This window comes from Alitiscatomonas sp., from assembly GCF_037242085.1.
In the GTDB taxonomy this organism is placed as follows: domain Bacteria; phylum Bacillota; class Clostridia; order Lachnospirales; family Lachnospiraceae; genus Alitiscatomonas; species Alitiscatomonas aceti.
Genome location: NZ_JAXXBR010000044.1, coordinates 1 through 12,434, shown reverse-complemented (window position 1 = coordinate 12,434; position 12,434 = coordinate 1). Strand labels below are relative to the sequence as shown.

Sequence of the window (12,434 nt, the reverse complement as noted above, 5' to 3'; positions counted from 1 at the left end):
CCCTCCCTTTACCATCCGGCCAGCATCGTCAGCCGTACAAAGGTAAATACAAGTCCATCGTGCCACGGGAGCGGCTGCCCCAGCTCCGTCAGTTCCTCGTCATCGGCAAAGATCCGGTAGATCCCGTCTTCAAAACACTGGACCGCATTCTCCACCGCCTGGTCCGCATCCGCATCGTTCCCTCCTCTGAGGCCGAAGGAGATCTTTCCCGTCACAGCCTGCTCCTGGATCGTCTCACTGGTCAGCCAGGGAACGATCTGCCCCGTATCCTTTCTCTCGTTATACTGGCGCACCCCCAGGCATACCAGTCCTTCCACCAGCTCCTTCACAGTTTCCGGTCTGGATTCCAGAAGAAACTCCACAGGCTCCACGGCTCCCTGGTTCTTTTTCCCCAGCTTCCGCATCCGAACTTTTATGGTATACAATCACGTCTCCCCCTTCCGGCGATCCTATCATGTTCCCATTATACCATGTCCTCCGGACATGGTACCCCTCCGGGAGATTTAAGCGCCTGGATTTCTGCGGTAAACGCAGAAACCAGATGCGCGATGATATAATGTCTGTTTTACAGACATTATATCATCTCCGCCTATCGAACTCCAGTTCTATTTTCTTACGTTTTTATAACGTGCCGCTGGTTCCCCCTGCGCTTTTCTTCTATTTTAATACGCCGGTCAGCCATGGCAGGCCCAGGGAGACAGCCGGCACAAACGTCACCAGGAGAAGTCCCGACAGAATGGCTCCGTAGTACCAGAGCATATAGGGCATGACCTCAGACAGCGAGGTCTTTCCCACCTTTATGGCGACAAACAGGGTATTCCCCACAGGAGGCGTGATATTTCCAATGCAGAGATTGTAGACCAGGATCAGGCCGAACTGGACCGGATGCATACCAAAGGCCTCCACCACCGGAAGAAACAGCGGGGTGAAAATAAGAATGGCCGGGGTCACATCCATGAAGGTGCCCGCCAGAAGAAGGACGGCGTTCATAATGAGGAGCAGGGCCGCCGGACTGGATGTAAATCCCAGAAGAGCGGCGGAAACTGCCTGGGGGATCTGTGTGAAGGCCATGACCCAGCCCAGGATATTGGACACTCCGATGAGAAACACCACCATACCGCTCATCCTGGCGCTGTCGGTGACGATACGCCAGAACGAACGAACCGTGATATTCCCGTAGCAGATCCCCAGGACCAGGGCGTATAATACGGCAATGGCTGCTCCTTCTGTGGCTGTGAAGATCCCGGCTATGATGCCTCCGATGACCACCACGATAAGGGTGAGAGAGGGAATGGCCCGCAGAGCGGCTCTTCCCAGATTTTTCCAGTCATATTTCCCGGCGGCTCCCCTGTATCCCTTTCTCCCCGCTGCCGCCACCGCCACGGCAATACAGCAGGCGGCCCACAGAATACCGGGCACATAGCCCGCCAGGAACAAAGCCGACACTGAAACGCCTCCGGCCGCCAGAGAATATGTGATCAGAGCGTTGGACGGCGGGATCAGAAGTCCCGACGGCGCAGACGCCCCGTTGGACGCCGCGCAGAGAGCCGGATCATAGCCCTGCTCCTCTTCTCCGTCCCGCACCATGCTCCCCACGGCGGCAGCGGCTGCCGACGCAGACCCGGAAATAGCCCCGAACAGGGCGTTGGCCCCCACATTTGCCACCAGAAGAGAACCGGGAAGTCTTCCAAGGACTGCCAGCACAAGATCCACCAGTCGTCCGGCGATCCCTCCCTGGTTCATAAGGTTCCCGGCCAGGATAAAAAACGGAATGGCCGTAAGGCTGAACCGGCTCATTCCCACAAAGATCCTCTGGGCCGCCGTCACCACCGCCGCATCCGCAGAGACCGTCGCCAGGATGGCCGCCAGGGAAGAAATTCCAATGGAATAGGAAATAGGCACCCCCAGCGCCAGAAAAACCAGCATCACGCCTAAGATCGTCCAAAGTGCGTTCCATGCCATGGATCAGCCCTCCCTTCCTGTTTTCAGGATCTCCCGGAGATTCAATCCTGTATACACCACACAAAGTACGCCGCTCACCGGAAGGACCGCATAAAAGAAGCCCACAGGAAGCCCCAGGGATGAAGTCATTTGTCCCATAGCCAGGTCTGTGATCTTCATCCCTCCATAAAAAAGAATGACCACAGAAAAAAGAAGAGCCACTGTCTCAGAGAAAACAGCCAGTCCCTTTTTTAACCCTGGCCCCAGCCGTTCCGTCAGCAGCGGGATATTCATGTGCCCTCTTTCACCAGTCACCAGGGACGCCCCGAAAAGGGCCATCCACCCGAACATATAGGACACCAGCTCCTCGGACCAGGACGACGGATTTTTTAAAAGATACCTGGTAAATACCTGCCAGCAGGTAAGGACCACCATAGCCAGGAAGCTGACGCCGGAAAGGATCTCCAGGGTGTGGTCCAGAACGTTTCTCATTTTCTCCATGATCTCCTCCTATTGGCCGGACGCATACATTTCATTGTATTTCCGGATCCTCTCATATAAAGGCCGGAGGGCGGGATTTCTTTCAAGGACCATCTCATGGAGCGGCAGTACCGCCGCTGCGAACGGTTCCCGGTCCGGATAGAGAAAGGTCACCTTCTGCTCCTTTTCCGCCTTCTCCCTGGCCGCCTCCACAGCCTTCCCCCACTCCTCCTGCTGCACCCGCTCCAGCTCTTCAAAGCCCTCCTCAAATACGGCTCTTTCCTCTTCTGTCAGGCTCTCCAGGAACCCATAGTTCCCGATCAGAAGATCCGGGACCATCTGGTGCATGTCATAGGAGTAATACCGGCATACATCCCCGTGGCCATTGTCCGTCAGGGCCATCTCATTATTTTCTGCCCCGTCGATGACGCCGGACTGAAGGGCCGTATAAACGTCCCCGAAGCCCATGGGCGTCGCCGACCCGCCCAGAAGCCGCATCATTTCAATATTGGTGGGGGACTGCTGGACCCGGATCTTAAGCCCCCGCAGATCCTCCGGCCGTTTTACAGGCTTTTTTACTGTATAAAAATTTCTCGTTCCCGCATCCAGCCAGGCCACCGCTGTAAAGCCCGCCTGTCTGGTGGCTGAAAAAACAGGCCCCGTCACTGCCTCATCCTCCATGGCCCCATGGTACGCCTCTGTGCTCTGGAACAGGTAAGGAAGATTAAAAAGCTCATAGTCCTTGCTGAAGGTCTCCAGAATGGCGTTGCTGGCCACACAGAAGTCCATGGCCCCGGTCTGGGTCAGCTGTACCATATCTGTCTGGGAGCCCAGGAGCTCGCTGGGATACACCTCCACCCGGAACCGGTCCCCCAGCCTTTCTCCGATCATTTCCTGGAAGGCAGTCAGCGCCAGATGGGTCGGATGGTTCACCGACTGGTTGTGGCCGATACGGACGATCCGGCGGGAATCGGTCCGGGACCCGCAGCCGCTTAAAAGTGACAGAAGCCCGGCCGCCAGGACCGCGCCCGCCGTAAGTCTCCTTTTTGCAGACTTCTCTTTCTTCATACCTGCACTGCCTCCGCTCCCGGTACAGAAAACCCAAAATACCGCACCGCATTTTCATAGGAGATCCCCCGGACGATCCGGGAAAGGGCCTCCCAGTCCGCCGGATACTCCCCGTTCTCCACCCAGCGTCCCAGGATACCGCAGAGGATCCGCCGGAAATATTCGTGCCGGGGATAGGATAAAAGACTCCTGGAATCCGTCAGCATTCCCACAAAGCTCCCCAGAAGGCCCAGGCTTGCCAGACTCTTTAGCTGCGCCTCCATGCCATCCTTATGGTCATTGAACCACCAGGCGCTTCCCTGCTGTACCTTCCCCAGGATACCGTCTCCCTGAAAGCAGCCAATGAGAGCGCCGATGACCGCATTGTCCGCCGGATTCAGGGAATAAAGGATGGTCTTTGGAAGCTCCCCGGTCCGGTCCAGGGCGTTCAGATAATCCGCCAGCGGCCCGGACCGCAGAGGGCTTAAGATACAGTCTGCGCCGGCATCCGGCCCAAGGCCCGCATACAAACGGCTGCTGTTGTCTCTTTTCACGCCGAAATGCAGCTGCATCACCCAGCCCCTTTTATGGTATTCCCGGCCCATCACAGCCAAAAATGCCGTCCGGAACGCCGCCAGCTCCCTCTTTTCCGGCATCCGGCCCGCAAGCCGCCAGGAAAAGATCGTTTCCACCTCTTTCCGGGACGCCTCCGCATAAGGGACATACGGAAGGCCGTGATCTGCGGTCACACAGCCCATGGAAGCAAAAAAGTCCATGCGTACTCTCAGGGCGTCCAGGAGAGACGAAAAATCATGGATCTTCCGTCCGCTGGCGGCTTCCAGCCGTTCCAGATACGCCGGATAATCGGTTCTTTCCAGGCTCATGGCCCGGTCCGGTCTCCAGGCCGGAAGGACCTGTACAGGAAAGCCCGGATCCTCTGCCAGCCTGCGGTGCCATTCCAGAGGATCGGCCGGATCGTCGGTGGTACATAAAACCTTCACTCCCGACTGGCGGATCAGCCCCCTGGCTCCCATGGACGGCTCCTTAAGTTTCTCCCGGGTCAGCGCCCAGACCTCTTCTGCTGTCCTTTCATTGAGGACTCCGCCGTACCCGAAATACCGCCTCAGCTCCAGATGGCTCCAATGGTACAGCGGACTGCCCGCCGCCAGTTCCAGGACCCCGGCCCATTTCTGGAATTTTTCCCAGTCGCCTCCGTTTCCGGTGACCAGTTCCTCCGGCACCCCGCCGGCCCGCATCAGCCTCCACTTATAATGATCCCCGCCCAGCCACGCCTGGGTGAGATTTTCAAATCTCCGGTCCTCAAAGATCTCCCTGGCGTCTATGTGACAGTGGTAATCGGCGATGGGCATGGGCTCAGCATACGTATGATACAGCCGCCTGGCCGCGTCCGTATCCAAAAGAAATTCTTCATCCATAAACGGCTTCATGGTCTCACTTCTCCCCTTTCCCCAGGGCGTGCAGAGTCCTTCTGACCATGCCCGGCCCCGCTGCCATTTCCGTGAAATACTCTGTCACCCGGTCTGCCAGTCCGGCCTTAAAAAGATCCACTCCAAAGACCGCCGCATCCGACAGGACCGGCCGGAGGGCTTCCCTGATCTCTGGTCCCGGCACACCTTCCGGCCGGAGAGCATGCTCCGATCCCTGAATGTGCTCCATCTGAAGACAGCCTCCCAACTGTATCCGTTCCAGCTGCCGTCCCAGCCTTTCCGCCATGGGATCCGGACTCAGCTCCATGAGCCTGCCATCATCGTCCACGGCCATCCGGTACCGGAGCCATCCGGCCAGCACCAGAGGGATCCCCCGGAGCCGGTCCATATCCAGATCCGGAGACTCCATATACGCCTTTATGGTCTCCCCGAACCGCACAGAAAGCTTCTGGGACGTGTCTGTGGCAATACGCTGGGGAGAATCCGGCAGGAACGGGTTGGGAAACCGGACTGTAAGCACTGTATCCAGAAATTCCCTGGGATCCAGGATCCCCGGATCTGTGACAGCCGGCAGCCCCTCCTCATACCCGATCCGCCTTAAAAGGGAGACCAGATCCCTGTCCTTCATCTCCTCGGAGATCTTCTTATACCCCAGGAGACAGCCGAATACCGCCAGCGCTGTGTGAAGCGGGTTCAGACAGGTACATACCTTCATTTTCTCTGCTTTTTCCACAGTTTCCCGGTCTGTGAATAAAAAACCGGCCTTTTCCAGCGCCGGACGTCCATTGGGAAAATCATCCTCGATCACCAGATACTCACATTCCTCTGCGTTTACAAAGGGAGCCGCATACGTATTTTTTGCCGTCACCACAGGCTCCATGCCCGTTAATCCGTCCTCCTCCAGGATCTTAAGCACATCCTGCCCTGGTCTGGGGGTGATCTTATCGATCATGGTCCACGGAAAAGCCACCCGGCTCCGGTCGGTCACATACTCCAGGAATCCCCGGTCTGTCAGCCCGTTTTCACACCATTTTCCGGCAAATGTCTCCATGGCCTCCAGAAGCCGGTCCCCGTTGTGGGAGCAGTTGTCCATGCTGACCATGGCAATGGGCTTTCTCCCCGCAAGGAACCGCCGGTACAGAAGCCCCGCCACCTGTCCCATATAGGTTTTGGCCCGGTCCGGCCCGTTTTTAAAGTCCTCCTCTGCTCCGGAAACGCCATATCCCTTTTCTGTAATGGTAAAGGACGCGATCTGCAGCGAGTCCATGGTGAAGATCTCCTTTAACCCGCCCAGGCCGTAAGAGGCCAGGATGCTTCCCACCACCGTCTTCTCCACCGTTCCGTCGGCCTTTAAGGTGACCAGGACCGAATATTCATCATGGGGCCGGTTCACTCTTTCCAGGATCTCCGTATCGTAGCCCTCGGCGGCCACAAGCCCCCGGTCCATGATCCCCTGGTCCAGCAGTTCCTGGACTGCCCTGGCCGGAAATGCCCGGAAAATATTTCCGGCACCAAAATGGACCCAGACCGGTTCCCGCCCGGTGGCCTCCCGGACGGCCTTCCGGTCAAACTCCGGCAGCTTATATCCCCGCTCCGTCCACCACTTCCGCTCTCTTAAACCTTTCTCATTGAGCTCCATTCACCTTTTCCCCCTTTTCAATGGCCTCCCAAAGGCCGTTTAAATAGGCCGCTCCCAGGGCCCTGTCATAAAGCCCGTACCCGGGCATGGCCTCCTCTCCCCAGATCATCCGCCCGTGGTCCGGCCGTATGGGACCGGAAAAGCCGGTGTCATAAAGGGCCTTCATGATCTGGTACATATCAAAGCTGCCGTCTGAGGACAGATGAGCCGCCTCCTCAAAATCCGTGGGGGAATTGAACTTAAGGTTCCGCACATGGGCAAAATGGATCCTGCCCTTCAGAGCGCGGATCATGTCCGGCAGATCGTTGGCGCGGCTGGTGCCGAAGGAGCCGGTACAGAAGGCCACGCCGTTATGAGGATCGTCCACCATGTCCATGATCCGGAGCACGTTTTCTTTATTGGTCATGATCCGCGGCAGCCCGAACACGCTCCAGGCAGGGTCGTCGGGATGAATGGCCATCCGAATGTCATATTTCCGGCATACGGGCATGATCTGCTCCAGAAAATACCGGAGATTTTCAAACAGCCGTTCCTCATCCACGCCCTGGTACATGGCAAACAGCTCCTTTACCCGTGCCATGCGCTCCGGCTCCCAGCCCGGCAGGACCGTGCCGTTCATATCCCCGGCAATGGAGGAAAACATGGTCTCCGGGTCCAGCCGGTCCACCGCCTCCTGGGTGTAGGCCAGCACCGTAGACCCATCAGGGCGCAGCCGGGCCAGCTCCGTCCTGGTCCAGTCAAACACTGGCATAAAGTTGTAGCACACCAGATGAATGTCCTCCTGGCCCAGATTTTCCAGCGTCTCTATATAGCGGCCGACATACACCTCCCTGTCTGCCGCCCCTGTTTTAATGGCGTCATGGACATTGACGCTCTCGATCCCGGAAATATGGAGCCCGGCGGCCTCCACCTCCTGTTTCAGCGCCCGGATCCGCTCCCGGCTCCACACTTCTCCCGGCTTCGTATCGTAAAGCGTCGTGATGACCCCGGTCACGCCGGGGATCTGGCGGATCTCCTTTAAAGTAACGGTATCAAACCCTGTCCCATACCACCGCAGTGTCATTTCCATCCCATACAACCTCGCTTTTTGAAAAATTCATATGCTTTGGGATTAGTATGCCGCCTGGGAAAGAAAATATGTGCAGGCACACAGACCCGCGGAGTGTTTTTATATTATAGGACGTTCTTTCTTATAACAGAATAAAGCTCCGGGCCTAAGCCCGGAGCCATTTTTACAGCTTCAATACCTGGAGTACCTCTTTCATCCGTCCAGTCAGGTATTTCTTCTTATTATATGCAATAAAATACTGACGTTCCAGAGTGTCGTCCGTCAGCTTCACCTCCTTAAGCCGCCCAGCGACGAGCTGTTCCGCCGCCAGCTCCCTGGGGAGGATCGTAATGCCGAAGCCCTCCTCCGCCAGCTTTAAAAGACTTAGATCGCTGATGCTGTCCACCACCGGCCTGGCGCTGCATCCGTGGGAATCAAACATGGCGTCAATGCAGACCCGGTTCCCGCTTCCCTTTTCCCGCAGGAGCAGCCGGTACCCCGCCAGCTCCTTCACAGTCACCGGCCCATGGGGGCCGTAGGAGGGGGCGCAGACCGCCGCCATCTCTCCCCGGAATAAGGGCTGGATCACCCGCCTGGTCTGGTCCTTCAGCCCATCCACCACCGCAAAATCGATCTCATTCTCATTCAGCTTCTCTTCAATGGTCACGGTGTTCCCCACCAGCACCTCCATATGGATCCCAGGTATTTTTTCTTCCAAAAGCTTCAGCATCCCTGGGAGAAACGTTTCTCCCACCGATACATTGACTCCCAGGCGGCATCTGGCCATGGAGGTTCCGTCCCGCAGCACCGCCTCCGCTTCCTCAAACTGATCCAGGATAGAATCCGCATATTCCCTTAAGGTATTTCCCGCCTCCGTCAGGTAGATGGTGCGGTTCATACGCTCAAACAGCTTCACCTGGTAAAAGCTTTCCAGCTCCTTTATGGCAACACTGACTGCCGGCTGGGTCATATTCAGCTTCCCGGCAGCCGCAGTAATGCTCTGGCATTCACACACGGTCTTAAAAATGTACATATGGCGGACCGTCATACTGGTTCTTCCTTTCATAAATAAATATTTATATATTTTATTTTAATATATATATTGATTTATGTCAAGAAAACCGTTATAACAATAGGGAACACAACGAAAAGGAGATATGTATGGAGAATCGAAACAAAACTCTTCTGGAAATATTCCTGACCTTCCTAAGGATCGGCGCATTCACCTTCGGCGGCGGCTACGCCATGATCCCGCTGATCCAGAAGGAAACAGTGGAAAAACACGGCTGGATCTCTGACAAGGATATCCTGGAGATCGTTGCCATAGCGGAATCTACTCCCGGCCCCATTGCCGTCAACTCGGCCACCTTTGTGGGCTACCGGGTCTGCGGCTTCACCGGAGCCCTCTGCGCCACCCTGGGCGTCGTCCTCCCGTCCTTCCTGGTCATCACAGCCATCGCCTTTGTGCTCCGGGAATTCCAGTCCATGAAGGTGGTCCAGTACGCCTTCTTCGGGATCCGCGCCGGAGTCCTGGCCCTGATCCTGAAGGCCCTGTGGTCCATGTACCGCCAGTGTCCGAAGAATCCGGTTTCCTATGCCATTGCGGCCGGTTCCTTCATCCTGGCGGCCATCCTGAACGTCAACGTGCTTCTGGTGCTGATCCTCTGTGCCGCCGCAGGCTTTCTTGCATCCACCATTTCCTTAAGGAGGGCTGAATCATGATCTATCTGGAGCTTTTCTGGACATTTTTTAAGATCGGCGCATTCACCTTCGGCGGCGGCTACGCCATGCTGCCCCTGATCCAGGCCGAGGTGGAATCCCATGGCTGGATGGCCTCTGCTGACCTTGTGAACTTCGTGGCGGTCAGCGAAAGCACCCCCGGTCCCTTTGCTGTAAATATTTCCACCTATGTGGGAACGGAGCTGGCCGGGATCCCCGGAGGGATCTTTGCTACCCTAGGCGTGGTCCTCCCGTCCTTCCTGATCATCCTTTTGGTGGCCCGGTGCTTTGAGGCCTTCCGGAACAGCCGGATCGTAAGCGGCTGCATGGCTGGTCTAAAGCCCGCTGTCATCGGCCTCATCGGCACTGCCGTCCTCTCCGTTGGAAAGACCGTTTTCTTCTCCCAGGGCTTCTCCACAAGCGTCCTGGGCGGCATGAGCTTTTACATCTCCCTGGCCATCTTCCTTCTGATGACCGTACTGGCCTTCAAAAAAGTCCATCCGATCCTTCTGATCTGCCTGTCAGCCGTCATCGGGATCTGCGCCGGTTATGGGCTGGGGCTGCCAGTGTAGATGTGGATATGAAAAAAGCCCGCCAACAGGCAAAAAATCGCCCCGGCCGCACGGCCTGAGCGATTTTTGTTTCTGATCTATAATTCTCTGTTCCCTCTCTAAGCACATCCGTATCCTTTTTCTCCCATGCCCGGATCTCCTGGATTTTTTTCATGAAAAATCAAGAAAATACAAAGACTTTGGATGCCAGAGCAGAAAAATCCCCCCAGCACCCACAAACTTGAAAAGTTCTGGGTACTGGGGGAAAATATCCAGGCCGTGGTTCTCTCTGCCCGCTTTATCCCTCCGCCTGGGGCACCCGCGCATTCTGAACGAATCCGATCAGCTGGCCCGACAGCACCACCGTTAAAAGGGATACGGCGATGCGCTTCAGATCCAGATAGGATAAGGACAGCGCCAGCACCAGCAGGTCGCTGGCCAGGTACGGGATCCGGATATCGCTCTTTGTAACACGGCAGATACTCATAGCTAAGGCGTCGTCGCCGCTGGGGGCTCCGCCGGCCCTCACGCAGAGTCCCGCGCCGATACCGATGAACAGCGCTCCCACGATGGCTGCCGTCAGCGGCATATCCGCTAATCCTGGCCAGAGCCTCGGGAACTGCTCGAACACCGCATAGGAAGCGGAGAACGTAAACCCGGCAATGGTGGAATAAAGAATAAACGACCAGCCCAGAAGCTTCCATCCCACCAGATAGCAGGCCGCATTCATAATAAAACCGGTAATGGCGGGAGAAAGATCCAGCCAATAATTTAACAGCAGTGTCATTCCCAGGATCCCGCCCTCCGTAACGCCGGAAAGCGAATGGACGTTATAAAGGCCAAACGCCATGATACTGCTGCCGATCATACACAGTGCTATTTTTCTTCTGTCTAACTTAATTTTTTTCTTTGAAACCATAATATCCTTTCTTTACAACGATCTCTGTCCGCCGTGATCCGTCCGGCCTGGTCCTTTCCGACACGACGGCCCGCCCTCATTACCCGAGGACCGAAAAATTCACGTCGGACAACACATTCAGCATCTGGCAGAACTTTTCAATCTCTTCCTCTGAAAACATTTCTGCGATCTTCTTTACCGCCAGGCTATCCTGCTTTTTATATATTTTGTAGTTGGGAACTGCCTCCTCATTGATGGACAACAGATTCTGACGCCGGTCTTTGGGATCCGGCGTTTTGACCACCAGCCCCTGGCGGATCAGCTCATTGATCTTTAGCGTTACTGCTGGTTTTGATACGCACAGCATCTCCGCGATCTTGGACGCCGTCAGCCGTCCGTCCATAGCGTAGATCAGCTCCAGGTACAGAAGACTGTTGTAGGTAATATTTTCATCGATGAACTGCCGGTTCATCAGGCGCAGATCGCATAAGGCGGTGCTGTAATAAAAAGAATCCAGTGCCCTTCTCAGTTCCATTATCTACCCCCATTTTTCATTTGTTTTAGCTATAATAATTATTATAGCTTAACTATATAGAAATGTCAAGTCCCTGGAACAGTTCTCTCTTTCCGCCTGTGAGAACGCATTCGTGCCACTAAAAAAGCCGCCCGTCAGTTTCCTGACAGAGCGGCCTTTTCTCATTGGTAAATTAGCACTTAACTACGTTTACAGCGCGCAGCTTCTTGCTGTTCTTCGGATCCTGCTCGGTATCGAAGGTAACTTTCTGACCCTCTTCCAGAGTCTTGAAGCCCTCGCCTACGATAGCGGAGAAGTGAACGAATACATCGTCGCCGCCGTTGTCGTTGGAAATAAATCCGTAGCCTTTCTCAGAATTGAACCACTTAACTGTACCGTTATTCATTTTGGTACCTCCATAAATAAAATTTTCCGCACTGCCCTCAATAAATCCCCTTACATTTCTGTCGGCCTTTATTCAAGAAAACTCACATGCATCTGTAATTCATTTAACGTGCAAATGACTTACAAAATTGCATGTGAGTTCAATAATGCATCGGAATTACTGTAACAATATCACAAATCCGTCTGCCTGTCAATTATATTTTCCTGTAATTTTCCAGAGTTTTTTACAGGCCTCAGCCAGTCTGTTTTTACGGGCTTTTTACGCCTGGCCTACCGTCTTTCCCTTGAATACGATCCTCTTTGTTTCAAGCGTTTCCTTATCCAGCAGGACAAACGTAGCTTCCTTTCCCTCTGTCAGGCTTCCGATCCGGTCCTCCATTCCAATGGATCTGGCCGGGTTATAAGAAGCCGCACGCACCGCATCCGCCACCGGGATCCCAAACTTCACAGCCTGGCGAAGACATCCCATAAGGCTGGTCACAGAACCTGCCAGAGTCTCCGGATGGCCCAGAAGCGTTGCACGGTTTCCATGGACTTCGATCATCTGTCCGCCGAAGGGATATTCGCCGTCGGGCATTCCTGTGGCCCGCAGGGAATCGGAGATCAGGATCATGCGTTCTGCTCCGAACATGGCGAAGGTGGCACGGATCACGCTGCCGTGGACATGGATCCCGTCGCAGATGATCTCGGGCATGACCTTCTTATTATCAAAGGCCGCTCCAATGACTGCCGGCTCCCGGTGGT

Annotated in this window: 14 protein-coding genes; 2 read left to right on the top strand and 12 right to left on the bottom strand. The window is 55.4% G+C overall.

From position 1 onward, the window contains the following. Positions 1–8 precede the first annotated feature (8 nt). The 8 genes from WIH05_RS02815 to WIH05_RS02780 form a co-directional block, all read right to left on the bottom strand. Entirely contained in the window at positions 9–425 is a 417-nt protein-coding gene (locus WIH05_RS02815; protein WP_022274080.1) for a hypothetical protein, read from the bottom strand. Positions 426–657: 232 nt separating this feature from the next. After that, complete coding sequence (locus tag WIH05_RS02810) at positions 658–1,962, bottom strand: TRAP transporter large permease (RefSeq protein WP_215653754.1); 1,305 nt, start codon at positions 1,960–1,962, stop codon at positions 658–660. Between the two features lie 3 nt (positions 1,963–1,965). After that, positions 1,966–2,442: a TRAP transporter small permease gene (locus WIH05_RS02805; RefSeq protein ID WP_337424945.1), complete on the bottom strand. Its 477-nt coding sequence runs from the start codon at positions 2,440–2,442 to the stop codon at positions 1,966–1,968. A 9-nt stretch (positions 2,443–2,451) separates the two neighbouring features. Further along, a complete protein-coding gene (locus WIH05_RS02800) occupies positions 2,452–3,489 on the bottom strand; it encodes a TRAP transporter substrate-binding protein (protein ID WP_337424944.1) in 1,038 nt (345 codons plus the stop codon). Beyond that, entirely contained in the window at positions 3,486–4,916 is a 1,431-nt protein-coding gene (gene uxaC / locus WIH05_RS02795; protein WP_337424943.1) for a glucuronate isomerase, read from the bottom strand. Before uxaC ends, WIH05_RS02800 begins: the two co-directional genes overlap by 4 nt. Before the next feature lie 4 nt (positions 4,917–4,920). Further along, the gene (locus tag WIH05_RS02790) at positions 4,921–6,555 is read right to left on the bottom strand and encodes a mannitol dehydrogenase family protein (RefSeq protein ID WP_337424942.1); all 1,635 of its coding nucleotides are present in this window, start codon (positions 6,553–6,555) and stop codon (positions 4,921–4,923) included. Then, positions 6,542–7,624, bottom strand: coding sequence for a mannonate dehydratase (gene uxuA, locus WIH05_RS02785; protein ID WP_337424941.1), 1,083 nt, complete (start codon positions 7,622–7,624; stop codon positions 6,542–6,544). Before uxuA ends, WIH05_RS02790 begins: the two co-directional genes overlap by 14 nt. A 163-nt stretch (positions 7,625–7,787) precedes the next feature. After that, complete coding sequence (locus WIH05_RS02780; protein WP_337424940.1) at positions 7,788–8,651, bottom strand: LysR family transcriptional regulator; 864 nt, start codon at positions 8,649–8,651, stop codon at positions 7,788–7,790. Positions 8,652–8,764: 113 nt separating this feature from the next. On the opposite strand from WIH05_RS02780, the gene WIH05_RS02775 reads away from it, so the two are divergent. Both WIH05_RS02775 and WIH05_RS02770 read left to right on the top strand, forming a co-directional pair. Further along, positions 8,765–9,325 carry a chromate transporter gene (locus tag WIH05_RS02775; RefSeq protein ID WP_022274072.1) on the top strand — a complete coding sequence of 187 codons (561 nt, stop codon included), beginning with the start codon at positions 8,765–8,767 and terminating at the stop codon, positions 9,323–9,325. Further along, positions 9,322–9,894: a chromate transporter gene (locus tag WIH05_RS02770; RefSeq protein ID WP_337424939.1), complete on the top strand. Its 573-nt coding sequence runs from the start codon at positions 9,322–9,324 to the stop codon at positions 9,892–9,894. Before WIH05_RS02775 ends, WIH05_RS02770 begins: the two co-directional genes overlap by 4 nt. A 277-nt stretch (positions 9,895–10,171) precedes the next feature. Here WIH05_RS02770 and WIH05_RS02765 read toward each other — a convergent pair whose 3' ends face one another. From WIH05_RS02765 to WIH05_RS02750, 4 genes are all read right to left on the bottom strand, one after another. Then, complete coding sequence (locus WIH05_RS02765; RefSeq protein WP_022274070.1) at positions 10,172–10,741, bottom strand: YitT family protein; 570 nt, start codon at positions 10,739–10,741, stop codon at positions 10,172–10,174. Positions 10,742–10,871: 130 nt separating this feature from the next. Continuing rightward, a complete protein-coding gene (locus WIH05_RS02760) occupies positions 10,872–11,306 on the bottom strand; it encodes a MarR family transcriptional regulator (protein WP_022274069.1) in 435 nt (144 codons plus the stop codon). Positions 11,307–11,478: 172 nt separating this feature from the next. Next, positions 11,479–11,691, bottom strand: a complete 213-nt coding sequence (locus WIH05_RS02755; protein ID WP_022274068.1) for a cold-shock protein — start codon at positions 11,689–11,691, stop codon at positions 11,479–11,481. Between the two features lie 258 nt (positions 11,692–11,949). Continuing rightward, a partial coding sequence (locus tag WIH05_RS02750) for an amidohydrolase family protein (protein WP_337424938.1) occupies positions 11,950–12,434 on the bottom strand: 485 nt, incomplete at its 5' end.